Here is a 24,108-nt window from a genome sequence, read left to right on the forward strand (position 1 = left end):
CAATGTGTGGAGCTGACGAGTACTAATCGGTCGAGGGCTTATCCTAACGAATGACACGATCAAGCAAGATACTTCACCTTCTTCTTCGCTCCACTTTGGTTCGCATCCAGTTTTCAAGGCGTAAGCCTTGTCATACAAATGATTTGGTCTGGTGATGACGGCGGAGGGGTTCCACGCGTACCCATCCCGAACACGACCGTTAAGCCCTCCAGCGCCGATGGTACTTGGACCGCAGGGTCCTGGGAGAGTAGGACGTCGCCAGGCTGGATGCATGCCCGAGCAGTCGACGAAGTCGACGACCAGGGCCGGAGCAAACAAAAGAAGCACCCTTAACCGGGTGCTTCTTTTGCGTTGCATCGTCCTGTATTATCCAAAAGAAGAAGCGCTGATCTCGATCGGACCTACAACGGTTGCGGTTAAGCCGGCAGTGAATTTTTCAATCGACAGCGTATAGACTTGAGGGCCGGGAGGCGAGTTGCCGTCGATCACCAGCAGCGTGTCCAAATTAAACGTTTCCGCGCCGAACTCGATCCCCACCAACGAATAATAAATCTCCGTCCCGCCGCGGAGAACGCGGTATAAATACTGCCCGAATCCGGCATCTGCCCGCACTCCGACGGTTGCCCGAATTTCGACGAATCTAGGGACGACATTGGGAACGTTGACGATGACCGAAGCGATGTCTGCTCTAACTGGCGTCTGGGGTACAGCAATGCTGACTCCGTCCGTAATCGGAGTGACTACGGTCGCATTATAGTCGAATAAGGTTGGCATATGATTTTCCCTCCTTTGAATTAGGATCAAGATATCTTATGCATGGCCAAGCCGTTGGATTGGACAAACCTCATTGGGAATACCACATTTTAAGTCGAATTGTGCGTTTAGCTCCGCCTAAGCCACAATAGCGAATCGTCAAGAAGGGCGTGTTCGGCTTTTTTTCAACGATTGCCGTCAGTTGCCCATGCTCCCGACTCGTTTAACCATACTATAACCATGTGCACGATGAAGACCTCTGCGAACGGTGGTGAATCGATCGGATGAACATTGCGTTCGACATGTTTTTCGCCAAGACGGAGGCGATGAAGAGGGGGATCGGCCGCTATTCGCAAAACATGATCGAAGCGATTTTGAAGCAGGAGACGAACAATTCCTACTATTACTTCTATCCCGACGTGAGCAAGGGCGCGGACTATCTGAAGGACCAGCTTCAGCAATTTCTGTACCGCAACCGCATCGACGTGTACCATATGACGAGCCCGTTTAATCTGTTCCATCTGCCCGCGAGCTTGTTCCAGGCATACAGCGATACGATGCTGAACAAGGCGTGGTTCGGTTACACCCGCGTGGCGGCCACGCTGTACGACGTCATCCCGCTCGTGCTGGAGCATCAGTACATGAACGATTTCGTCAGGCCGATCTACATGAGGGTCATCGAGATGATCCGGTCGTGCGACATTATCTACGCGATATCCGAGACGACCAAAGCCGACGCCGTCCGCTTGACCGGCATGGATCCGGCCAAGATCAGCGTCGTCATGGGCGGCTACGACCCGAAGTTCAAGCCGCTCCCCCCAGGAACCGCGGCAACGGCGCCGCTTCGCTACGGCATCTCCAAACCTTATGTGCTCTGCACGGGCGGAGACGATCCGCGCAAAAACCTGGCCCGTCTCATCGAAGCTTTCATTATCGCGAACCGCTCCTTGGCCGAGCGGTACCAGCTTGTCATCGTCTACAACTCCTCGGACGACGAGAAACGGGCGATGCTGGAGCAAGCGCGCCTGCTCGGAGGGGAAGGCTCCATCGTCGTGACCGGTTACGTTCCGGACGGCGATCTGGTGGAGCTGTACGGAGGCGCCGATCTGTTCGCTTTTCCGTCGCTCTATGAAGGATTCGGATTGCCGATCGTGGAAGCGATGGCTTGCGGAACGCCCGTGCTGACTTCGAACAACTCCTCTCTCGCGGAGATCGGAGAGGACGCCGTCTACCAGGTCGACCCTGCGAGCCGGGAGAGCATCGCGCAAGGCATCGTCCATATGCTGTCCGATCCTCAATTGGCGCAAGGGCTGGCGGCCAAAGGGCTGCAGCGGTCGCGTCAATACAATTGGGAATCGGTCGCTCTCAAAGTGACGGAAGGCTACGAAAAGGTATATCGGCGCAAAATCGCCGTCTTCGCTCCCCGTCATCCTTTCTATCCTCACACTTACGGCGCTCTGTACCATGCGGTTCCTTATCTGACGAATCGCGGCGAGATCGACGTGTTCGTCGAAGAACGGTTGGACGACCGAATCGGGGAAGAGAGGACGGAGGAGGAGAGCCCGATCGAGGTCTACCTTCATACCGAGTTCGAGAGTCGTAAAACGAAGTACGATTTTATCGTTTACGAGATCGGCAACGGGGAGCGTTATTCGTTCGTCGTTCCTTATTTGGCGGAAATGGCGCGCATTCCCGGCATCGTCGTCTTGAACGGTAGCCATCTTCACGAGCTGGCCTGGATGAATACGGTCGAACGCAACGATCTGCACGGCTATTACCGGGTGCTGGACAAAGAGTTCGGCCCGGCCGCCCCGCACTGGATGGACGCCGTGCTCGGCGGAACGGCTCCTCGTTCCGCGGCCCCGCTGGACCGTTATTATCTCGAGCATGCCAAATCCGTCATCGTCTATGGACGGCAAACGAGGGACCGGCTCCTCCAGCGCAACTACCGCAACGTTATCGAAGCTCTCGCCCCTGCGATCGCGCTCCAGGCCGACAAGTCCGGAGGCCGCTCTCCGTTCCGGTTTGCAACCGTCGCCGCCGACGGAAGCCGTCCGCCGTATCGTCTTATTCTGCGCTGCCTGCGCAAGCTCATCGACGAGGGCTGCTCCAACGTCTCTTATATGATTCTTGCCGGCAGCGACGCCGAACTGCCGCAAGGGGTGGCCGAACGGGTGTCCGAGCTTGGCCTGGAGCCGTACGTTCACCTCAAGGTCGAGCCCCAATACGCGCAGTTCAAACGGCTGCTGTCCAGATCGCATGCCGCGATCGCGCTGAGCGACCCGAGCGCGGACGCTTCGCCCGATATCGCTCTCGAACTGATCGCGTCAAGCATTCCGACAATTCTATACGACGGCGACTTCTATCGTTTCGTTCCGGACGACGCGGCGGCGAAAATTCAGCCCGGTGACGATGAGGAAAGCGTCTTGCTGCTGACGATGCTTAAGCTGTATCGCGACAAGGAGGAGAGGGAGGGGATGTCTGCCCGCGCCTCCGCTTGCATGAGCGAGCTCCATACGCTGCCGAATTTCTCGGAGGCGCTGCAGGAAGCGATCGAGCAGAGCAGCTCCTTCGGTGAAAATCCGACGGTGCTGTGGCGAATTCAGGAAAGTCCGGGAGGCGTCCCGCAAATCCGAAACACGTAACGAAGGAGGGCGCGCGATGCTTCAATCGCAATTATGTCGGGAAACGGATTTCACGCAGCCATGGTTCCTCAACGCATGCGTCAAGCTCAACGAGCAGATGAGGTTTCATCGCAAGCTGTGGGAGTGGTGTTATATCTACGAAGCGCTGCGCCAGCGCGGCAAGCTGATGCCGTTCAGGCGGGGGCTCGGCTTCGGGGTGGGTAAGGAGCCGCTGACGGCCGCATTCGCTTCCCACGGAGTCGAAGTCGTGGCGACGGATTTGGACGTGGCGCGCGCCAAGGAGCAGGGCTGGGTGGATACGAACCAGCATGCCGTCAGCCTCGCCGATTTGAACGAGCGGGGGCTGTGCGATCCCCATCAATTCCAGCAGCTCGTCACTTACGAGAGCGCCGATATGAACAATATTAGCCCCAGCTATGCCGGGCAATTCGATTTTACGTGGTCCTCCTGCAGCTTCGAGCATCTGGGGTCGATCGAGCACGGCAAAAGGTTTATCGTCAATCAGATGGAATGTCTGCGTCCCGGAGGGGTTGCCGTCCATACGACCGAATATAATCTGACCTCGAACGAAGATACGCTGGAAGCTCCGGTGCTCGTCATTTTCCGCAATCGGGATATCGAAGCGATGGTCGCGGAGTTAAGAGGCCGCGGGTACCGGGTAACGGTGAATTATACGGCCGGAACGGGACCGTTCGAGTCTTACGTCGATCTTCCCCCTTACAGCAATCCGGTCCATCTTCGTCTCCTACTCGGCCAATATGTATCGACATCGATCGGCTTAATCATCGAGAAACTGTAAATAACAGAGAGGCGCATAAGCTTTCGGATACAAGCGGGAGTCGCTCCCGCCTGTTCCGAAAGGCGATGCCCTCTCTTTTTTAATGGCGAATCATGATCAAGTCCAAATGCAGATGGCCGGTATGTGCGGCAAGCTGGTCGAGCGTAACGGGAGTCATGGCCGATCTGTCCATCGGAACGTTGAAAATCGCAAAGCCCCGGTCGTAAAACTTCTGCATGATCGGACGAGGATCGATGCCTCCCCACAGCAGGGGCAGATACTCCATGAAGATGACCAACTGTCCGCTCGCATCGATCACCTCGAACAGACTGTCCATAATGTAAGGCTCTCCGCCGTCGATATCGATCTTGATGACGTCGACTTTAGTATGGGGAGCGATCAGCTCCTTCAGGATCGCTTTGCGTACCTTCGTTTTAGTTGGCGTAATGAGAGGAGCCAGAGCCGGATAGACGATGCTTGAACCTCCGTCCCCCAGCGTCTCGATAATTTCTTCGCCGTTCTTATTCGAAACCATGACGCGATGAAGCTGGACATGGGCATATCCGTTGACGGCTGCGCTCTTGATCAGATTGCGATGATGGAACGGGTTCGGTTCGAACGCGTGCACGTAGCCTCTCGGACCGACCTGCTGGGCGGCCAACAGCGTGAAGTAGCCGCTGTGGGAGCCGATATCCAGCACAACCATTCCCGGTCGGACGACGGAGAGGAACGTACCCGTCAGCCAGCCCTCCCATTCTCCGGTCAGGTAGATCGCCAGGCAGACCGGGTCGCGCAGGTCCAGGAACATGGCCGGACCGGCATTCAAATTGGTCAATATCGTATGATCCCCTACGTAGACGTGTGGGCGGGTCAAATCGAACACTTCAATTCCTCCTAAATTCGTTTACGCCTCTTTCAGAACGAGAGAAGGCGCCCGGACGCGGCAATGCGCGAAATTATACTGATAGAGGCGGATTTCCACCTGATGTTCTTCGCGCTCGATTTCGACCGGTGCGGACAGCCGCTCGCTGCGAACGATTTTTCGGCTCCACAGGAGGCGCCGACCTTGATTCGACGTGACTTCCAACGTGAACTCGCCCGGGCCGTCGATCTCGATCGACGCTTCAAGGGAATAACTTCCGGGAGCCAACGTTAACGACGGACCGTAGAAAACGTAGCCGGGACGAACGGCGGGAAAATAACCGTCTTTGTCAAAACCGGCCGGGCGGACGAATGGGGCGAAATAGACGCTGGTGACGGCGGGAGCGGACAGGTAGTTCAGCGGCTCGTGGGGCCGGGGGGCGATCGCGACGTCGCTGCCGATCTTCTTCATGTGGATGACGGCGATGCCGTTGGCGAACATGAAGGGGCTGTCGAACCGCGCGTCCGCGAGCTCCTCCTTCCCGCATTGAATCCAGCACTGCTTCGGATTGTTCAGATGCATATCCATATCGAGCTTGCGGAAATAGGAAACGTTCAGCGCTTCCGCCGGCACGCCGTAGCTGTCGGTCAGAAGACGGAGGTATTCGTCGCTGAATTGGATGAGCCACCCCATGTCCATCAGCTTGCCGAAAGGCACGGTAACGAGCGCGGAGCCGTCCGGCTCCAATAGATTGTACAAATGGCGAAGGGCGAGGAGCGGGGCTTCGCGATCGCCCGATTTTTGCTCCCCGTACGCATGCTGTCCGATGTGCTCCACCGTGGAGAGGCAGAGAATGAGCGAATGCTTCCTCTTGTAATCCATCAGGTCCTCATTCAGTACGCCGGGAGCTTCCTCGAACTTGTCGAGAACGATGCGATTTTTGAGCTCGGGATGCGGATCGAGCAGCGGCAAATAGTTGGCGAAGACGTTGCCGATCTCCAGATAGGGCTCCCGAATCCCCGCCTCCATCTTCCTGAGAAAGCGAATGGCGATCGGAATTTCTATCGTTCGTTCCGAGCAGTTGCCGTAGGGCAGTTGATTGTAGGGGAGGGGCTCCCGGTCGTACAAGAAGTAGTTGAACAGCTCCAGGCCGGCAATTCCCATTGGGCGCACTCCTTCCTTAACGGGGTAGATGATTCACGCCAGTAATGAAGTATATGCGACGAGCGTTATTGTGCATGGACAAATGTCGGTGCAGGACGCGTTACGGGCGGGAAGGGCGAAGCAACGCCGCTTGCGCATTCATATACTGACGGAAACGGGAGAAGCAACGAAAGGGAGGCGATGGCAGGTGACCTGCACGGGAGTCTACTGGGTCGGTCCGGTGTACGACATGGGCGGTTACGGCAACGTGTCGCGCAACTATTTGCGGGCGCTGGAAGCGGCGGACGTTCCCGTCTATATCGCGCCGACGATGGCGAGCCGGCACAAGACGGAGATCGGCGAAGAGACGGTGAACTGGCTAGAGAGGCTGTCGACGGACAAGATCGGCGTCCGGCCCGTCTGCATCCAGCACGGAGTCCCGGCTCATTTTCACATGCATCGTCCCGCCGCGCGCGTCGTGAAGACGATCGGCGTCACGTTGTTCGAGACCGATCGCGTTCCCGCGGATTGGCCGCGCCTGTGCAATCAGCTGGACGAAGTTTGGGTTCCTTCCAAGTTTAATTACGAGACGTTCTCGCGAAGCGGCGTCGACACTTCCAAGCTGAGAGTCGTTCCCTACCCGATCGACGTGACGCGCTTTTATCCAGGCAGACCCTACAATCGGATCGTCTTCTCTCCCCCTCTGAGAAATTTCTCGTTCCTGTACGTGTTCGGATTCGATTTTCGCAAAGGCGTGGATCTGCTGGTCTATGCCTTCTGCCGGGAATTCGACCGGACGGAGGACGTGTCCCTCGTGCTGAAAGTCTACGTGCACAGCGGCTACAAGCCGGAGGACGTGATGGCGGTCATTCGCTCCTACGTTCCCGCAGATCGGCTGTTCTCGCAAATTATCGTCATCGTCGAACCGTTTGGCGAGCAGGAGCTCATCGACTTGTATTTGAGCTGCGACGCCTACGTGTCGGTGGATCGGGCCGGCTGGGGAATGCCCGCGATGGAGATGATGGCGCTCGGCAAACCTGCGATCGGCTTGAATTGGGGCGGGTACACGGAGTTCATGAACGACGACAACAGCGTGCTGATCGAACCGGAGAAGGAGCTCGTCCCGGTCGACGCCAAGCTGCAGACGGAACGCCCGGAATATTACTACAGCCACATGTGGGCCGACATTCGGCCGGATCGCGTCGGGGAGGCGATGAGGGAGCTGTACGAGGACCGGGCCAAGCGGGAGAAGATCAGCAGGAAAGCGGCGTTCGACGTGCACTTCGAATATTCGCCCTCCGTCATCGGAAGCAAGATCAGGCAGTTGCTCGGCATGCGATGAAGGCGGCCCCGGGCACGGACGGCGGAGCAGGGCGGATGGACCATTTTGCGCGCGGTAGTTAATCGTCCATGCCATCCGGGTGGGCAGTCCATACAATAAACCGTGCATTTGCAGCGGTCGATCCGCCGAGATCGGATTCCGTTGATACAAGCAAAGGGGATCTGACACATGAAAATCGTCATAATGGCAGGCGGCAAAGGCAGTCGCCTGTGGCCGAGAAGCGTGGAGGACCGGCCCAAGCAGTTTCTCGCGTTGACCTCGGAGGAGACGATGCTCCAGATGACGTACCGCCGCCTGGCCCGAATCGTGCCTCCGGGGCAGATCTATGTCGTTACCGCGGAATTGTATCGGGCGCTCGTGCTGGAGCAGCTGCCGGAACTGAACGAAAGCCGGCTCATTCTTGAGCCGGTACAGCGGGATACGGGGCCTTGCGCGGCGCTGTCGGCTTTGCATTTTCTCCGGCTGGAGGACGACGAGACGCTCGTCATGATGCCGTCCGACCAGCATATCCCGAATATTCTCGCGCTGTATGAAGCGTTCTGCAAGGCGGAGGCGATCGCCGAAGCTTCCAGCGCGATCGTGACGTTGGGCATCGTCCCGGTGCGCCCCGAGACGAATTACGGTTACATTCAGACCGCCGGCGACAAGGGGCCGGAGGGCGCGCGCCAAGTCGTCTCTTTCCTTGAGAAGCCGGATTTGGAGACGGCCCGCCAATTGGCGGCGAAGCCGGACGTATTCTGGAACAGCGGCATTATCGTATGGCGGCCGTCCACGATCGCGGAGGCGATGGAGAAGCACCAGCCTGCCCTGTGGAATGCGCTGACGGAAGCGGGACGGCATCCCGAGAAGGTGTACGCGAGCCTGCCGAAAATCTCGGTCGATTATGCCGTTCTGGAGAAGGCGGGCAATCTGTTCACCTTGCCCTTCCGCTACGAGTGGGAGGACATGGGGAGCTGGGCGTCTCTGGAGAGAATCCGGGAGGAGGACGCGGATTCGAACGGCAATATTTTGCACGGTGCCGTTCATGCGTTCGAATCGAGCCATAACATTATATTCTCCGAAGGCCGCAAGACGATCGTCATCGGAGCGGAGGACCTCATTATCGTCTCCACGGCGGAGGGCGTGCTGATCTGCCATAAGTCGATGGAGCAAAATCTGAAATCGATCGTTCAGCATGTGGAAAAACAGGGAGGAGGCGTCGGTTGATGAAGGCGCTCGTGACCGGCATATCGGGTTTCGTGGGAAGTCATATGGCGGAGTTTCTGCTGCGCCAAGGCGTGGAAGTCGTCGGAACGATCCGCAATCGGAGCCGCATGGACCATATTTCTCACTTGCTGAAGGACATTCGCCTCGCGGAATGCGAGCTGCGCGATCCTTTCTCGGTAGAGACGCTGATTGCCCGGGAGAAGCCGGATCTCATATTCCATCTCGCGGCGCAGAGCTTCGTGCCGACGTCGTGGAATTCGCCGATCGATACGATTCACAACAACGTCGCCGGACAGGTGAACCTGTTCGAAGCCGTGCGCAGGTTCGAATTGCCGACGAAAATCCAGATCGCCTGCTCGAGCGAGGAGTATGGTCAGGTGGAACCGGAGGAGACGCCGATTCGGGAGACGAACCCGCTTCGTCCGCTGAGTCCGTACGCGATCAGCAAGGTGGCTCAGGACTATTTGGGATACCAGTATCACAAAAGCTACGGCTTGCACGTCGTTCGAACGATCACGTTTAACCATACCGGTCCGCGCCGCGGAGAGAACTTCGTGACGTCCAATTTCGCCAAGCAGATCGTCGATATCGAGAGAGGCAGGAAACCGCCCGTTATTCATGTCGGCAACCTCGAAGCGAAGCGGGATTTCACCGACGTGCGGGACGTCGTTCGCGGCTACTGGCTGGCGCTGGAGAGAGGACAGCCGGGAGAAAATTACAACATCGCCTCGGGAACCTGTTACACGATCGAGGAGATGCTGAATACGCTGCTGAGCTTCAGCAACGTCAGCATCGAAGTGCAGACCGATCCGAGCCGCTTGCGTCCTTCGGACGTGCAGATTCTGCTCGGAGATTACCGCAAATTCCATGAAGCGACGGGATGGAAGCCGGAAATTCCGTTCGAGCGGACGATGGAAGATCTTCTTCAATATTGGCGCTCGCGGCCTTGAAGGAGGGAGCGGAATAATGGATAACCTGTGCACGATCGTCTCCAAAAACTACATCGCGCTGGCCCGAACGCTCGCGCAGTCGTTCCTTGAACATCATCCGGCCGGTAAAGTTTACGTTCTGCTGGCGGATGAAGACGAGGGGATGTTTCAAGCTCCGGAGGCAACGTTCGAATGGGTGCGCCTGGCGGAAATCGGGTTGCCGTTATGGCCCGATATGAGGTTCCAGTACGATATTACGGAGTTCAATACGGCCGTTAAACCGTATTTTCTCGAATATTTGCTGCTTCGGCGCGGATTGGAATCGATCGTGTACGCGGATCCGGACATTCTCGTGACGCATCGAATGGATGATCTGTACCGGCGGCTGCCGCAGTATTCGATCGTGCTGACTCCGCATATTTTGACGCCTTTGCCTTCGGACCGGCACAAGCCGGGAGAGGTGGAGCTGCTGCAAGCGGGAGTATACAATCTGGGCTTTATCGCCTTGACCCGTACGGACGAGACGCTCAAGATGCTGCGGTGGTGGAAAGACAGGCTGACGAGCCAATGCCTGATGGATCCCGCTCAGGGCTATCACGTCGATCAGAAATGGATGGACTTCGTTCCGGCCCTGTTCGAAGGCGTCCATATTTTGAAGGACCCCGCCTATAACGCCGCCTATTGGAATCTTCACGAGCGGCCGATCGTCTGGCGCAACGGGATGTACGAGATACACGGAAGCCCGCTCATTTTCTATCATTTCAGCGGTCTGACTCCGGACCTCTCGCGCATTTCCAAGCATCAGACCCGCCACCAGTGGACGGGCGCGCCGCATCTGCTCGGACTTTACAAAGACTACGTCTCGCGGCTGATCGCGAGCGGATACCCGGCAACGGCGGGCTGGCGCTATACCTACAATTACTTCGACAACGGCATCGCCATTCCGGCGATCGTCCGCAAGCTGTATCGGAAGCTCGGAGCGCCCTCGCACTTCGGCAATCCCTTCCATACGCTGACTCCGAACGGCTTCTACCGCTGGCTGTTCGCCTCGGCGAGCTCCGTCTCTCCGATGCCGAACCTGCTGAAGGAAATTTACGAGACCCGGGTCGACCTGCAACGGCTGTTTCCCGACCCCCACGGGGCAAGCCGGCATGGCTTGATGGTTTGGGCCAGGCAGTTCGTTCCGATCGAATACGGCATGGATCCGATCGTCTGGCACCCGGTCATCGATTCGATGATCTACGCTTAGGAAGGAGGAGAGGGGAATGCCGTCCGGCATCAATCTGATCGGCTACGCGAGATACGAGATGGGAATCGGGGAGTCGTGCAGGCTGGCGGCCAGGGCGCTGCGCGAGGCAAGCATTCCTTTCGGCATTCTGAACTATTCGGGCGGCAATATGTCGCGAGATCAGGATCTCTCCTGGGCGTCGGCCGAAGTGGATGCGCCGCTGCATCCGATCAACCTGTTTCACATCAATGCCGATCAGATGCCGCTTGCGTACGAGGAGCTCGGCGACGAGTGGTTCGGCGGAAGATACAACATCGGCTACTGGCACTGGGAGCTGCCGGAATTTCCCGACGAATATGCCGAAGGCTTCCGCCATCTGGACGAAGTCTGGGTTCCTTCGGCGTTTATTCGGGACAGCGTGGCGCGCAAATCCCCCGTTCCCGTCACGGTCGTTCCGCATGGCATTCAGGTAGAAGTGCCCGACGGCGTCGGGCGGAAGTCGTTCGGGCTGCCGGAAAGGAAGTTTCTGTTCCTGTGCATGTACGATACGTTCAGCTATTCCCCGCGCAAAAATCCGTCCGCCGTTCTGAAAGCCTACCGCATCGCGGTCGAGCGATACGGCCTGCAGGCCGGGCTGGTCATCAAGATGAACAATCCGCAGCGCGCCGAAGCCGAGAACCTGCGGCGCGAGGCGGAAGGACTGCCAAACGTGCGGATTATCGACCGGGTGCTCAGCCGCTTGGAGGCCAACGCTTTGCTTCAGTGCTCGGACTGTTACATCGCGCTGCATCGCTCCGAAGGCTTTGGCTTGCCGCTGGCCGAGGCGATGTATCTAGGCAAACCGGCCATAGGTACGCATTGGTCCGGCAACGCGGACTTCATGGACGAGACGAATTCCGGCGCGGTTCGCTACAACCTGACGCGGATCGGAACCCACTACGGCCCGTATAAAGCGCATCAGCTCTGGGCGGAACCCGATCTGGAGCATGCCGTTCATCTGATGTGGAAAGCGGTATACGACGAAAAGTGGAGGCGCAGGATCGCAAGCAACGGGCAGAGAACGATTCGGACTTTCTTCTCCCCCGTATCGGTCGGCCGAACGATCCGCGAGCGATTGAAGGGACGCCCGGCATCCCGAGGCCGCGTCTAATTCGCGGCCTTCGAGCTATAAGTTTAGACCAAGCTCTTTACTCCGACATATTATACCTCTACAGATACCCGGAGGAGGACCAGCCGGGAATTCTGGGCAGGAACGAATCGGCATCGGAGGGAAGGGAACATGAGAGTCGTATGTATAGGAGGAGGATACGTGGGGGCTGTCACGGCCGCCGCGTTGGCATCGATCGGCCATCGGACGACCGTGATCGACGTCGATCCGGTTAAAGTCCGAATGCTGAATTCGGGGCGGAGTCCGATCTTCGAGCCGGGATTGGACGAGCTGTTGGGGCGCTTGGCGGGGAGAACTTTGTTCGCATCCGACGGATACGAAGCGGTCGCGGAAGCGGATGTCGTATTCATCTGCGTCGGCACGCCCTCCAGACCGGACGGCACGGCGGATCTCGGCTACGTGAAGCGTAAGAAAACATGGAATCGCCTCGTTTCCGAACCGTGTACCTCCACTGTATGGGCTCGGGGCCAAAGTGGGAATACTTGATGCTGGACGCGTTTCGCGGGATTCGGAAAATTCGCGGGCGGCGAAGTTGCATTTTTCGCAAAGCAGCGTATAATAAAATTATAGTCAAAGAAAGTCAAAGTCAGATCCGCTCCTCATTGACTGACCGGCACCGCCGGCTTGGATCGAAGAAAGGAGGTTGGACGTTGCGTAATATTTCCGATCTTATCGAACATTATCTAAAGCAAAGCCTGGAGAACAGCCAGGCAGGCGCCATCGAAATTCAGCGGAGCGATCTGGCCGACAAATTCTCCTGCGTGCCGTCGCAGATCAATTACGTGATCAGTACGCGGTTTACGCTCGAGAAGGGCTACTACGTGGAAAGCAAGCGCGGAGGCGGAGGCTATATCCGCATTCAGCGCGTGAACCTTCCGTCGCTTGAGGCGGTGCAGCGCCATATTCGTCAGACGGTCGGAGAACGGATCGACCAGACGACGGCGGAAGGGCTGATCTACCAGCTGGAGGAAGCCCGGTTTGTGACCGGCAGGGAAGCGCATCTGCTCAAGGCCGCCGTCTCGCGGGACGCGTTGGCGCTGAAGCTTCCGCTGCGGGATGAGATTCGGGCGAAGCTGCTCAAGGCGATGCTGATCGCTTTGCTTGCGAAATGACGAAAGGAGGCTGAAGGCCATGCAGTGCCAAGAATGCGGCAAACGGCCGGCTACGCTTCATTTTACGAAGTTCGTCAACGGGGAGAAAACCGAGCTGCACATCTGCGAGACGTGCGCCCGGGAGAAGGGGGAGATGCTCCCCGGAACCGCCGGCGGATTTTCCATCCATAACCTGCTCTCCGGCCTGCTCGACTTCGAGCCGCGGAACCAGACGGTCAAGCCGCCGGCGGGCAAGTGCGGCACATGCGGGATGACCTACACGCAGTTCAGCAAGGTGGGACGCTTCGGGTGCAGCGATTGCTACAAGCATTTCTCCGAGCGGCTCGACCCGCTGCTGAAGCGGGTGCACGGCAATACGGTGCACGTGGGCAAAGTGCCGAAGAGGGCGGGCGGCCACTTGAAGACGAAGCGCGAAATCGAGCGTCTGAAGAAGGAAATGCAGGGCAGGATCGAGCGGGAGGATTTCGAGACCGCCGCGCAATTGCGCGACCGGATCCGCGAGCTCGAGAGCGAAATGAGCGGATGAAGGGCAGGGGATAAACGATGGCGAAAAGAAAATTCACGAAGCAGGCGCTCAGTCAGTGGATGAAGGGGAACGGCCCCGAGTCCGAGGTCGTGATCAGCAGTCGCGTGCGGATCGCGCGCAACTTGCGGAATATGCCTTTTCCGCTGATGGCGAACCCCGAACAGTCCCTGGCGGTAGCGGATCAGCTGCTCGGCGTGGCGGAGAGCGGCCGGCTGAACGGCTTGGGCAAAATCGACCAGCTGCGGCTGTCCGAGCTGACCGAGCTGGAGAAGCTCGTGCTGGTCGAGAAGCATCTGATCAGCCCGAATCTGGCCAACGAGTCGCGGGGCGGCGCGCTGATTCTGAGTCCGAACGAAGATATCAGCGTCATGATTAACGAAGAGGACCATCTTCGCATTCAATGTTTATGCCCGGGATTTCAGGTGAACGAAGCTTGGGATTCGGCCAGCAAGGTCGACGATATTTTCGAGGAGCAGATCGATTACGCCTTCGACGAGAAACACGGATACTTAACGAGCTGCCCGACGAACGTCGGCACGGGAATTCGCGTATCGGTCATGATGCATTTGCCGGCGCTCGTCATGACGGGGCAGATCAACCGGATTTTGTCGGCGGTGAACCAGGTCGGGCTGGCCGTCAGAGGCATCTACGGAGAAGGCAGCGAAGCGACGGGCAATCTGTTCCAGGTATCCAATCAGGTGACGCTTGGACAGTCGGAGCAGGAAATCATCGACAATCTGTTCCAGGTGGCGCGCCAGATCATCGAACACGAGAAATCGGCGAGAGCGAAGCTGCTGGGCGAATCGAGGCTGCGCGTCGAAGACCGCGTTCGCAGATCTTTCGGTATTTTGACGCAGGCGCTAATCATCGATTCGAAGGAAGCATCGCAGCGATTGTCCGACATCCGGCTCGGCTCCCATCTGGGCTTGCTGCCGGAGGTGAACCCGCTCGTGCTGAACGAGCTGCTCGTCTCGACGCAGCCAGGCTTCCTGCAGATGACGTTCGGGGAAGCGATGAGCCCGGAGGACCGCGACAAGTCGCGGGCGGAATTAATCCGTTCCCGGCTGGCAACTCTTTCATAAATGTTTTATTCTTATCTTATTAGGAGGTGTGTCTCATGATGTTTGGCAGATTTACGGAACGCGCGCAGAAGGTATTGGCCTTGGCTCAGGAAGAAGCAGTGCGGTTGGGACACAACAATATCGGCACGGAGCACATTCTGCTCGGCCTGATCCGCGAAGGGGAGAGCATCGCCGCCAAGGCGCTGATCGCCCTCGGATTGGGACTGGAGAAAATTCAGGACGAAGTCGAGTCGCTGATCGGCCGCGGACAGGAGCAGCCGACCAATATCGCTTATACTCCCCGCGCCAAAAAGGTGATCGAACTGTCGATGGACGAGGCTCGCAAGCTGGGCCATACTTACGTCGGCACGGAGCATATTTTGCTCGGTCTTATTCGCGAAGGCGAAGGCGTCGCCGCGCGGGTGCTGAACAACTTGGGCATCAGCCTGAACAAGGCGCGCCAGCAAGTGCTTCAGCTGCTCGGCAGCAACGAGAGCGTATCGCAGAATCACGGTCCGTCGTCCAACGTCAGCACGCCGACGCTGGACGGCTTGGCCCGCGACCTGACCGCAAGCGCGCGGGAAGGCAACATCGACCCCGTCATCGGCCGGCAGAAGGAAATCGAGCGCGTCATCCAGGTGCTCTCCCGCCGGACGAAGAACAACCCGGTGCTGATCGGGGAACCGGGCGTCGGCAAGACGGCGATCGCCGAAGGGCTCGCCCAGCGCATCGTCAACAACGAGATTCCCGAGACGCTGCGCGATAAGCGCGTCATGACGCTGGATATGGGCTCGGTCGTCGCGGGCACGAAATACCGCGGCGAGTTCGAGGACCGCCTGAAGAAAATCATGGACGAAATCCGTCAAGCCGGCAACGTTATCCTGTTCATCGACGAGCTGCACACGCTCATCGGCGCGGGCGGCGCGGAAGGCGCGATCGACGCATCCAACATTCTGAAACCGGCGCTGGCGCGCGGAGAGCTGCAATGCATCGGCGCGACGACGCTGGACGAATATCGCAAGTATATCGAGAAGGACGCGGCTCTGGAGCGCCGGTTCCAGCCGATTACGGTCGACCAGCCGACTCCGGAAGAAGCGGTGCAGATCCTGCTCGGACTGCGCGACCGCTACGAAGCGCATCACCGCGTGAAAATTACCGACGAGGCGATCGACGCGGCGGTGAAGCTGTCCGACCGCTACATTCCGGACCGGTTCCTGCCGGACAAAGCGATCGACCTGATCGACGAAGCGGGCTCCAAGGTGCGGCTCAATTCCTATACGGTTCCGCCTAACTTGAAGCAGCTCGAAACCCGTCTGGAAGATATCCGCAAGGAGAAGGACGCCGCCGTCCAAAGCCAGGAGTTCGAGAAAGCGGCCGCCCTGCGCGATACCGAGCAGAAGATTCGCGAAGAACTCGACTTCACGAAGAACCAGTGGAAGGAAAAGCAGGGCCGCACCGACTCGGAGGTGACGCCGGAGGACATCGCCCAAGTCGTAGCCAGCTGGACCGGCATCCCGGTCAGCAAGCTCGCGGAGGAAGAGACGGAGCGCCTGCTGAAAATGGAAAGCATCCTGCACGATCGCGTCATCGGTCAAGAGGAAGCTGTCAAAGCGGTGTCCCGCGCCATTCGTCGAGCACGCGCGGGTCTCAAGGATCCGAAGCGTCCGATGGGCTCCTTCATCTTCCTCGGACCTACGGGCGTCGGGAAGACGGAGCTGGCCCGCGCGATCGCGGAAGCGATGTTCGGAGACGAGAACGCGGTCATCCGCATCGACATGTCGGAGTATATGGAGAAGCACTCCACGTCCCGCCTCGTCGGAGCGCCTCCGGGATACGTCGGCTACGACGAAGGCGGCCAACTGACCGAGAAAGTGCGCCGCAAGCCCTACTCGGTCGTCCTGCTCGACGAGATCGAGAAGGCTCATCCGGAAGTATTCAACATTCTGCTGCAGGTGCTGGAGGACGGCCGTCTGACCGACTCCAAGGGACGTTCGGTCGACTTCCGCAACACGCTGATCATCATGACGTCCAACGTCGGCGCGGAGCAGATCAAGAAGAACTCCACGCTTGGCTTCACCGCCGCGCAGGATGCGGGACGCGACTATCAGAACATGAAGGAGAAGGTGCTCGCGGAGCTGAAGAAGTCGTTCCGTCCGGAGTTCCTGAACCGGATCGACGAGTCGATCGTGTTCCACCCGCTGAACGAGGAGCATATCGCTCAGATCGTAACGCTGATGGCCGACGATCTCCGCAAGCGTCTCGTCGAGCACAACGTCAGCTTCGAATTGACCGAATCGGCCAAAGCGTTCCTGGCTAAGGAAGGCTACGATCCGCAATACGGAGCGCGTCCGCTGCGCAGAGCGATCCAGAAGCATATCGAGGATCGGCTGTCGGAGGATTTGCTGGTCGGCAAAATCGCCAAAGGCCACGAGCTCGTCATCGACGAGGAAGACGGCGGCCTGGTCGTCAAGCAGAAAGGCGAGATCGAGCTGTCCAAAGCTTGATCGGAGCATAGCGATACGGCATAAGCCGTCCCGCAGGTTCGTTTCATCGGACCTGGCGGGACGGCTTTTTGGATGGTGGGGAACGAAGGCAGGGGCTGTGGCGTAACGGTAGCCTCGTGCGGAGTGACTAAGTTCACATTTTTGTAAATTGTTAAAAACGGGCCGACCAGAGTATAATATTTATATCACAATAATGATCAGGTGGTTACTAATGCAAGTTTTGAAGGAGGAAGTGCGCAGCGCCATCGTGCTGGCCGCCTACGAGGAGTTTCGGCAGAGCGGTTACTCGGAAGCTTCGATGCGTCGGATCGCGGCCGCGGCCGGAATGACGTCGGGTAACATCTATCGGTATTTCCGGAACAAGGAGGATTTATTCGATGCTATCGTAGGTCCTTTGTACAGCGAGTATAACCGATATACGGAGGAGTACTTGAAGACCGCCGAGGCGATCGCGACGGACGGCTGGGACGTTCAGGCGAGAATCAGCTTTTTCGATCGCGTCCAGGATACGCTGGTCGGGCTGCTGAAGGCGTCGGGCCCCAGTCTGCTGTTATTGCTGTGCCGCAGCGAAGGTTCAAAGTACGAAAGCATTCGCAGCGAGCTTACCGGGTTCGTCGAAAGTCTGCTGACGAAGACGTTCGCGGCGGTCAAAGGCCCGGCGGGCCCTCTGGACGAACGGGAGCGGATCGAGATCGGCATGCTGTCGGCGACGCTGATCGAGAGCGTCGCCTGGATCGTCGCCAAGCATCACGATTCCGACCTGTTCGGAACGTTGGTAGAACGGATGATCGACGTGTTCGGCGGGGGTTTGGAAAAGCGGTTGGAATTGTACCGAAGCTAAGAGAGAGGGAGAGAAGAGAATGCAACGAATTATTCGCTGGCGTTGGCCGCTGCTGGCCTTGTGGCTGGCCGCGACCGTCGTGCTGACGGTGATCCAGCCGGACGTTAACGCCATTTTGCACGAACGGGGACAAAACCCGCTGTCGGCGGATAGCCGCGCAGTTATCGCCCACGATCTGCTTAAGAAAATGAGCAACGCGGAGGGACGGAGCGATATCGTCGTCTTTTTCAAAGAGGAAGGGCTGTCCGAGGACGACATGCGGCAGATCGAATCCGGCGTCGGTCAGATCAAGGCTCAACAGGAAGCGCTGGGCACGGCCGAGCTGATCGATCCGTTCTCCGCTCCTGAAGCCGCCGAACAGCTGATCTCCAAGGACCGCACGACGGTCATGATACCGTTCGTGCTGCAGATCAACGGGCGCAGCGTGGACGACATCGCCGGTCAGTTCGAGGCGGCTCTGGCCGACGTTCAAGTTCCGTTTTATTTGACGGGCGAAGACTTTATCGAGAACGACTACTTGAAGGCGACGATCGAAGGCGTAGACAAGAGCGCCGCGCTGACGGTCATCTTCATTCTGGTCGTGCTGCTTGTGATGTTCCGTTCCGTCGTTATTCCATTCGTATCTCTGTTAACGGTAGGGATATCGTACTTGGTGTCGATGGGGATCGCCGCACAGCTGATCGAAAAGCTGGAATTCCCGATCACCAGCGTCACCCAGATGCTGCTCGTGCTGATCCTCTTTGGGATAGGGACGGATTACAACATCCTGTTGTTCAACCGGTTCAAGGAGGAGCTGGCCCAGGGGAAAACGACGGACGAAGCGATCGTCGCTTCTTACCGGACCGCGGGCAAAACGATTATTTACAGTATTTTGACCGTGTTCATCGCTTTCGCCGGCTTGACGTTCTCGGACTTCGGCATCTATCAGTCGGCGAACGTCGTCGCGATCGGAACGGTCATTCTGGTGCTCGTCATCCTGACGCTGACGCCGTTCGTCATGAAGACGTTCGGAGCCAAGCTGTTCTGGCCTTCCCGCGGAGCGGCCGGGCACAAGGAGAGCCATCTGATGGCCGGATTGACCCAGGTCGCCGTCAAGCGGCCGATCGTCACGATCGCCGTTATTGCCGCGCTGCTGATTCCGGTCTTCCTGAACAGCGGCCAGAAGCTCAGCTTCGACCAGCTGGCCGAGCTGGGCGACGATCACCCGTCGACCAAGGCGTTCGGCATCGTGGCCGAGCGGTTCAGCAGAGGGCAGGCTTTGCCGACGACTCTCGTGATCGAGGGCAAGGAAGCGCTGGACAACAACGAGTCGTTGGCCGTGATCGACGATCTGACGAACGCGCTCAGAGACATTCCGGGCGTTAATCAAGTATCCGGGGTGACTCAGCCGCAGGGCAAGCAGATCGACGAGTTCTATATCAAGAGCCAGACCGCCGAGGTGACGAAAGGCATCTCTGCGTCTCGCGACGGCGTGGATGCCGTGCGGGAGGGATTAAACCGGATGAGTTCGGAGTTGAACGCCCCGGACTTCTCGCAGGCGGCGCAGTTGACGGAGGGAACCGGGCAAGTGCGGGACGGATTCGACCAGGTGACCGACGCGGTGAACCGGATCGTCTCCGGCATCGGCGACGGAGCGAGCGGAGGACGCGCGCTCGAAGAGGGAATCGCCAAGCTGCGCACGGGCATGGCGGATATCGCCGCGCAGACCGGTGTGCTCGCCGACGCGCTCGATCGGCTGCGCCAGGGCTATGACGCGCTCGGAGGCGGTTACGCCGAGCTGGCGAACGGAATTCCGGACGTGCAGAACGGCATGGCGGCCATGAACGGCTTGATCGTCAAGCTCGGGCAAACCCACAGCGAGTTGGCCGAGGACGAGGATTTCGTGGCGCTTCGCAGCGCGGGACAGCAGCTTGCTTCCGCTCTGGCCGGCATCGCCGACGGTCTCGCCGAGCTGGAGCGCAATTCTTCCGAGCTGCAAGCCGGCTTCGCTTCCTCGGTCGAGGGGCTGCGCAAGCTGAATGCGGGGCAGCAGCAGATCGTCGGAGGACTGGAGGAATTGGAGCGGGGAGCCAAGGAGCTGTCTAGCGGTCTGGCGCAAGGCCAGTCCGGCGGCAAGACGCTCGCGGCTTCGATGGAGCGCCTAAGCGGGGCATTGTCCGACATCCAATCCGGCCAGCAACAGTTGAACGAAGGGCTCGGCGCTCTGAACGGGGGCTTCGACCAGTTGAAAGACGGTCTGCAGCAGAGCGGTCAAGGGCTGTCCGACATCTCGGACGGGTTGAAGCAAACCGGGGATTTCCTCGTGCAGATGGGAACGACGAAGACGTTCTTCATGCCGCGCGAGGCGCTGGAGAGCGAGCAATTCGGTCTGTCCAAGGACGCGTTCATGTCCAAGGACCGCAAGGTGACGAAGCTGATCGTCGTGCTGAACGAAGATCCGTATTCTCCCGAAGCGCTTAAGATCATCGACCAAATCAACGAAACGACGGACAGCCGCCTGGACGGCACCGTGCTGGGCGACGCGGCCCGCGGAGCGGCGGGGCCGACTTCGATCACGCACGATATGAACGAGTCCCAGCTTGCCTCCTTCAACAGCGCGGCGATCATCGTCATCGTCAGCGTGTTCCTGGTGCTGCTGATGGTCATTCGTTCGATTCTGCCCGCGCTCTATATCGTAGTGTCGCTTATCGCTTCGTACTATGTCGCCATGGGAGCGTCGAAGCTGGTCGCCGAACACATTCTCGGAACGGAAGGCCTGTCTTCGTTCGTGCCGTTCTTCTCCTTCATCGTCATCGTCGCCGTCGGCGTCGACTACGGCATCTTCCTGATGATGCGGTACAAGGAATACGGGGACATCGACCACGAAGAAGCGATCAAGCGCGCGACCCGAAGCGTAGGGGGCGTCATCATCTCCGCGATGATCATTCTCGGCGGAACTTTCGCCACGCTGATGCCTTCGGGGCTGGTGCTGCTCATCGAGATGGCCACGGCCGTCATCGTCGGCCTTGTCGTGCTCGTCTTCGTGCTCCTGCCGATGCTCGTTCCGGCTCTAATGGCTCTGCCGGGCGCGTTCCGGAGGCGGGAGAGCGCGAAGGAATAAGTAAAAAAGGCGTACCGAACGATTATGACGGATGTATGGTAATGGGCATCTATCTCTTTACGCTGCAAGGTCCCCCGCAAAGCTCCGATTGGTTTGCGGGGGACCCCGAAATTCGATCCTGAATGGATAGGCCCGTAACCAGGTCATTTCAGGATCGTAATGAGGCAGTCTCCAGGAGAGAGATGCCCTTCTTTTTCATCGATAATCTCGTACGCCGATACCTGCGGACAACCTCCGCTCACGCGCTCTAAGCCCGCCCGGCGCGGTTGCAGCTTCGTCAACCTCCGTTCGCCCACTCTGGCCCGAGCTCGCTCTTTGGGCTATTTTTAAGTCTCGTTCGGTTTCTCTGCGGGGGCGAAAGTGTTAAAATTCTTGAATAAGGACTACTCATCAGCTAAAGGAGCCATCATCTGCCATGGCTAAGGTTAAAATAAAATTCGTATGCACGCAATGCGGCACCGAATCGCCCAAATGGATGGGCAAATGCCCCGGATGCCACGAGTGGAACACGATGGTGGAAGAGACCGAGAAAGAGGTCAAGGCGCCGGTCGGACGAAGCGAACTGATCCGGACGAAAGAAAAGGCGCGCGCCATCATAGATATAGAGAGCGGGCAAGAACCTCGCGTCGAGACCGGCATGTCCGAGCTCAACCGGGTGCTCGGAGGAGGGCTCGTTCCCGGTTCGCTGCTGCTCGTCGGGGGAGACCCGGGGATCGGCAAGTCGACGCTGCTGCTGCAAACCTCGTACTCGTTGTCCGCGCAAGGGCTTAAGGTGCTGTACGTGTCCGGCGAGGAATCGGTCCGCCAGACGAAGCTGAGGGCCGACCGCTTGGGCGCGTTGAACGATAGATTGTACGTTCTCTGCGAGACGAATCTGGAGACGATCGAAGAGGCAATCACCGAGGTGCAGCCCGATTTTCTCGTGATCGATTCCATTCAGACGGTGTACCGGCCGGAGGTTGCCTCCGCTCCCGGAAGCGTGGCGCAGGTCCGGGAATGCACCGCCCATTTCATGAGAATCTCGAAGGTGAACGGCGTGGCGACGGTGCTCGTCGGCCACGTGACGAAGGAAGGCGCGATCGCCGGCCCCAGACTGCTGGAACACATGGTCGATTGCGTGCTTTACTTTGAAGGAGAGAGGCATCATACTTACCGGATTTTGCGGGCGGTGAAAAACCGTTTCGGCTCCACGAACGAGATCGGCATTTTCGACATGACGGAAGACGGTTTGAAGGAAGTGGCCAACCCGTCGGAGCTGTTTCTCTCCGAGAGGCCCCTCGGCGTCGCGGGGTCTACGGTCGTGGCCAGCATGGAAGGGACTCGTCCCGTGCTCGTGGAGCTGCAGGCGCTCGTAGCTCCGACCCATTTTCCGTCTCCGCGGCGGATGGCTTCCGGGTTCGACCATCACCGGATGTCGCTCGTCATCGCCGTATTGGAGAAGCGAATGGGCTTGTTCCTGCAAAATCAGGACGCGTATCTGAACGCTGCGGGAGGCGTCAAGCTGGACGAACCGGCGACCGACTTGGCGGCCGCGGTCAGTCTGGCGTCCAGCTTCAAGGACGCGCCGACCAAGCCGTATGACGCGATCTTCGGGGAGGTCGGACTGACGGGAGAGGTGCGGGCGGTCTCGCGGGCCGAGCAGAGGGTCAAGGAGGCGCACAAGCTGGGTTTCAAGCGCGTGATTCTGCCGGAGATGAGCATGAAAGGGTGGCAGCCGCCCCGCGGCATCGAGTTGATCGGCGTCAGAACGGTCGCGGAGGCGTTAAAAGCCGCATTGGAATAGGGGGTTAATGACATCATGAAGGAATATAAAGAAGTTAAAGACAAAGAGCGTCATCAGCAGGAAAGAACGATGAACCAGCTCCTTCAGATGGTCGCCCCGGGCACCGCATTTCGCGACGGGCTGGAGAACGTGCTGCGGGCCAAGACGGGAGCGCTGATCGTCGTCGGCTACAGCCCCGAGGTCATGGAAGTCGTGGACGGAGGCTTCTCGATCAACTGCGATTTCAGTCCCAACTATTTGTACGAACTGGCCAAGATGGACGGCGCGATCATTCTGAACGAAGACGTCAAGCGGATCCTCTACGCCAATACGCAGCTCATTCCCGATTCGTCCATTTCCTCGTCGGAGACCGGCATCCGTCATCGGACGGCCGAGCGGGTGGCCAAACAAACGGGCAAGCTGGTCGTCTCCATTTCGCAGCGGCGCAACGTGATCACCTTGTATCAAGGGCAGCTGCGCTATGCGCTTAAAGAGATGGGCGTCATTCTGACGAAGGCGAACCAGGCGATCCAGACGCTGGAGAGATATCGGGTCGTGTTCACGCAGGCGCTGACGAACTTGTCCGCGCTGGAGTTCGAAGAGATGGTGACCATGCACGAGGTGGCCCATGTCATCCAACGCGCGGAGATGGTGCTGCGGATCAACAACGAGATTAACCGGTACGTGCTGGAGCTGGGCAACGAGGGACGCTTGATCAGCATGCAGAAGGAAGAGCTCGTCGGCTCCGCGGAGGAGGAAGCGTGGCTGCTGCTGCGCGACTATGCCAAGGAGGAAGGCGAGAGCAAGGTCAAGGAAATTCAGACGGCGATTCGCAAGCTGTCGTCCGAAGAGCTGCTGGATCCCGGAGCTTTGATCCGCATATTGGGTTATCCGTCGCTGAATTCCGTCGTGGAGGAAGGCCTGCTTCCGCGAGGGTACCGCATTTTAAGCAAAATTTCGCGATTGCCCGCCGTGATTATTCACAATCTGGTTGACCGATTCGGAGCTCTTCCTCATATCGTGACGGCTTCCATCGAGGAGCTGGACGAAGTCGACGGGATCGGGGAAGTCCGGGCCCGGGCGATCAAGGAAGGACTAAAAAGAATCCAGGATCAGGTGTTTATTGACAGACAGATATAAGCCGACTA

At 58.5% G+C, this 24,108-nt stretch carries 19 protein-coding genes and 1 rRNA gene; 17 read left to right on the forward strand and 3 right to left on the reverse strand.

Going from position 1 to position 24,108, the window contains the following annotated elements:
* Window positions 1–147 precede the first annotated feature (147 nt).
* Window positions 148–264, forward strand: a 5S ribosomal RNA gene (rrf, locus tag ACESLM_RS23390).
* A 102-nt stretch (window positions 265–366) separates the two neighbouring features.
* On the opposite strand, the gene ACESLM_RS23395 is transcribed toward rrf, so the two are convergent.
* Entirely contained in the window at window positions 367–774 is a 408-nt protein-coding gene (locus ACESLM_RS23395; protein ID WP_372635007.1) for a hypothetical protein, read from the reverse strand.
* Between the two features lie 263 nt (window positions 775–1,037).
* On the opposite strand from ACESLM_RS23395, the gene ACESLM_RS23400 reads away from it, so the two are divergent.
* Window positions 1,038–3,398 carry a glycosyltransferase family 4 protein gene (locus ACESLM_RS23400; RefSeq protein ID WP_372635010.1) on the forward strand — a complete coding sequence of 787 codons (2,361 nt, stop codon included), beginning with the start codon at window positions 1,038–1,040 and terminating at the stop codon, window positions 3,396–3,398.
* Between the two features lie 16 nt (window positions 3,399–3,414).
* Window positions 3,415–4,197 (forward strand): methyltransferase domain-containing protein, encoded by a 783-nt coding sequence (locus ACESLM_RS23405; protein WP_372635013.1) that lies wholly within the window; start codon window positions 3,415–3,417, stop codon window positions 4,195–4,197.
* A 79-nt stretch (window positions 4,198–4,276) separates the two neighbouring features.
* Here ACESLM_RS23405 and ACESLM_RS23410 read toward each other — a convergent pair whose 3' ends face one another.
* Together ACESLM_RS23410 and ACESLM_RS23415 are read right to left on the reverse strand one after the other, a co-directional pair.
* A complete protein-coding gene (locus ACESLM_RS23410; protein ID WP_372635016.1) occupies window positions 4,277–5,059 on the reverse strand; it encodes an FkbM family methyltransferase in 783 nt (260 codons plus the stop codon).
* Window positions 5,060–5,080: 21 nt separating this feature from the next.
* Window positions 5,081–6,202 carry a hypothetical protein gene (locus ACESLM_RS23415; RefSeq protein ID WP_372635019.1) on the reverse strand — a complete coding sequence of 374 codons (1,122 nt, stop codon included), beginning with the start codon at window positions 6,200–6,202 and terminating at the stop codon, window positions 5,081–5,083.
* A gap of 187 nt (window positions 6,203–6,389) precedes the next feature.
* On the opposite strand from ACESLM_RS23415, the gene ACESLM_RS23420 reads away from it, so the two are divergent.
* The 14 genes from ACESLM_RS23420 to disA all read left to right on the forward strand — a co-directional run bounded on the left by ACESLM_RS23420 (window position 6,390) and on the right by disA (window position 24,100).
* A complete protein-coding gene (locus ACESLM_RS23420; protein WP_372635021.1) occupies window positions 6,390–7,523 on the forward strand; it encodes a glycosyltransferase family 4 protein in 1,134 nt (377 codons plus the stop codon).
* Window positions 7,524–7,691: 168 nt separating this feature from the next.
* Complete coding sequence (locus tag ACESLM_RS23425) at window positions 7,692–8,729, forward strand: mannose-1-phosphate guanylyltransferase (protein ID WP_372635023.1); 1,038 nt, start codon at window positions 7,692–7,694, stop codon at window positions 8,727–8,729.
* The gene (locus ACESLM_RS23430) at window positions 8,729–9,679 is read left to right on the forward strand and encodes a GDP-mannose 4,6-dehydratase (RefSeq protein WP_372635026.1); all 951 of its coding nucleotides are present in this window, start codon (window positions 8,729–8,731) and stop codon (window positions 9,677–9,679) included. The genes ACESLM_RS23425 and ACESLM_RS23430 overlap by 1 nt, the downstream gene beginning before the upstream one ends.
* 16 nt (window positions 9,680–9,695) lie before the next feature.
* Entirely contained in the window at window positions 9,696–10,907 is a 1,212-nt protein-coding gene (locus ACESLM_RS23435) for a hypothetical protein (protein WP_372635028.1), read from the forward strand.
* Between the two features lie 16 nt (window positions 10,908–10,923).
* Window positions 10,924–12,036, forward strand: coding sequence for a glycosyltransferase family 4 protein (locus ACESLM_RS23440; RefSeq protein ID WP_372635031.1), 1,113 nt, complete (start codon window positions 10,924–10,926; stop codon window positions 12,034–12,036).
* 129 nt (window positions 12,037–12,165) lie between these two features.
* Window positions 12,166–12,540, forward strand: coding sequence for an NAD-binding protein (locus ACESLM_RS23445; protein WP_372635034.1), 375 nt, complete (start codon window positions 12,166–12,168; stop codon window positions 12,538–12,540).
* Between the two features lie 164 nt (window positions 12,541–12,704).
* Complete coding sequence (locus ACESLM_RS23450) at window positions 12,705–13,166, forward strand: CtsR family transcriptional regulator (RefSeq protein WP_094050663.1); 462 nt, start codon at window positions 12,705–12,707, stop codon at window positions 13,164–13,166.
* Between the two features lie 19 nt (window positions 13,167–13,185).
* Entirely contained in the window at window positions 13,186–13,692 is a 507-nt protein-coding gene (gene mcsA, locus ACESLM_RS23455) for a protein-arginine kinase activator protein McsA (protein WP_372635037.1), read from the forward strand.
* 17 nt (window positions 13,693–13,709) lie between these two features.
* The gene (gene mcsB, locus ACESLM_RS23460) at window positions 13,710–14,774 is read left to right on the forward strand and encodes a protein arginine kinase (protein ID WP_372635040.1); all 1,065 of its coding nucleotides are present in this window, start codon (window positions 13,710–13,712) and stop codon (window positions 14,772–14,774) included.
* Between the two features lie 35 nt (window positions 14,775–14,809).
* Complete coding sequence (clpC, locus tag ACESLM_RS23465; RefSeq protein ID WP_372635043.1) at window positions 14,810–17,257, forward strand: ATP-dependent protease ATP-binding subunit ClpC; 2,448 nt, start codon at window positions 14,810–14,812, stop codon at window positions 17,255–17,257.
* A 211-nt stretch (window positions 17,258–17,468) separates the two neighbouring features.
* Window positions 17,469–18,098, forward strand: a complete 630-nt coding sequence (locus tag ACESLM_RS23470) for a TetR/AcrR family transcriptional regulator (protein ID WP_372635045.1) — start codon at window positions 17,469–17,471, stop codon at window positions 18,096–18,098.
* A 19-nt stretch (window positions 18,099–18,117) separates the two neighbouring features.
* The gene (locus tag ACESLM_RS23475) at window positions 18,118–21,198 is read left to right on the forward strand and encodes an MMPL family transporter (protein WP_372635048.1); all 3,081 of its coding nucleotides are present in this window, start codon (window positions 18,118–18,120) and stop codon (window positions 21,196–21,198) included.
* Between the two features lie 415 nt (window positions 21,199–21,613).
* The gene (gene radA / locus ACESLM_RS23480; protein ID WP_372635051.1) at window positions 21,614–22,981 is read left to right on the forward strand and encodes a DNA repair protein RadA; all 1,368 of its coding nucleotides are present in this window, start codon (window positions 21,614–21,616) and stop codon (window positions 22,979–22,981) included.
* 15 nt (window positions 22,982–22,996) lie between these two features.
* Window positions 22,997–24,100, forward strand: coding sequence for a DNA integrity scanning diadenylate cyclase DisA (gene disA, locus ACESLM_RS23485; protein ID WP_372635053.1), 1,104 nt, complete (start codon window positions 22,997–22,999; stop codon window positions 24,098–24,100).
* Window positions 24,101–24,108: the final 8 nt, after the last annotated feature.

The sequence above is a fragment of the Cohnella sp. genome (genome assembly GCF_041641335.1).
Classification (GTDB): domain Bacteria; phylum Bacillota; class Bacilli; order Paenibacillales; family Paenibacillaceae; genus Cohnella.

What these genes read in the sequence shown, in the direction of transcription:
- ACESLM_RS23395 (WP_372635007.1), bottom strand. Translation starts at nt 774, where the DNA reads ATGCCAACCTTATTCGACTATAATGCGACCGTAGTCACTCCGATTACG.
- ACESLM_RS23400 (WP_372635010.1), top strand. Translation starts at nt 1,038, where the DNA reads ATGAACATTGCGTTCGACATGTTTTTCGCCAAGACGGAGGCGATGAAG.
- ACESLM_RS23405 (WP_372635013.1), top strand. Translation starts at nt 3,415, where the DNA reads ATGCTTCAATCGCAATTATGTCGGGAAACGGATTTCACGCAGCCATGG.
- ACESLM_RS23415 (WP_372635019.1), bottom strand. Translation starts at nt 6,202, where the DNA reads ATGGGAATTGCCGGCCTGGAGCTGTTCAACTACTTCTTGTACGACCGG.
- ACESLM_RS23425 (WP_372635023.1), top strand. Translation starts at nt 7,692, where the DNA reads ATGAAAATCGTCATAATGGCAGGCGGCAAAGGCAGTCGCCTGTGGCCG.
- ACESLM_RS23430 (WP_372635026.1), top strand. Translation starts at nt 8,729, where the DNA reads ATGAAGGCGCTCGTGACCGGCATATCGGGTTTCGTGGGAAGTCATATG.
- ACESLM_RS23435 (WP_372635028.1), top strand. Translation starts at nt 9,696, where the DNA reads ATGGATAACCTGTGCACGATCGTCTCCAAAAACTACATCGCGCTGGCC.
- ACESLM_RS23440 (WP_372635031.1), top strand. Translation starts at nt 10,924, where the DNA reads ATGCCGTCCGGCATCAATCTGATCGGCTACGCGAGATACGAGATGGGA.
- ACESLM_RS23445 (WP_372635034.1), top strand. Translation starts at nt 12,166, where the DNA reads ATGAGAGTCGTATGTATAGGAGGAGGATACGTGGGGGCTGTCACGGCC.
- mcsA (WP_372635037.1), top strand. Translation starts at nt 13,186, where the DNA reads ATGCAGTGCCAAGAATGCGGCAAACGGCCGGCTACGCTTCATTTTACG.
- mcsB (WP_372635040.1), top strand. Translation starts at nt 13,710, where the DNA reads ATGGCGAAAAGAAAATTCACGAAGCAGGCGCTCAGTCAGTGGATGAAG.
- clpC (WP_372635043.1), top strand. Translation starts at nt 14,810, where the DNA reads ATGATGTTTGGCAGATTTACGGAACGCGCGCAGAAGGTATTGGCCTTG.
- ACESLM_RS23470 (WP_372635045.1), top strand. Translation starts at nt 17,469, where the DNA reads ATGCAAGTTTTGAAGGAGGAAGTGCGCAGCGCCATCGTGCTGGCCGCC.
- ACESLM_RS23475 (WP_372635048.1), top strand. Translation starts at nt 18,118, where the DNA reads ATGCAACGAATTATTCGCTGGCGTTGGCCGCTGCTGGCCTTGTGGCTG.
- radA (WP_372635051.1), top strand. Translation starts at nt 21,614, where the DNA reads ATGGCTAAGGTTAAAATAAAATTCGTATGCACGCAATGCGGCACCGAA.
- disA (WP_372635053.1), top strand. Translation starts at nt 22,997, where the DNA reads ATGAAGGAATATAAAGAAGTTAAAGACAAAGAGCGTCATCAGCAGGAA.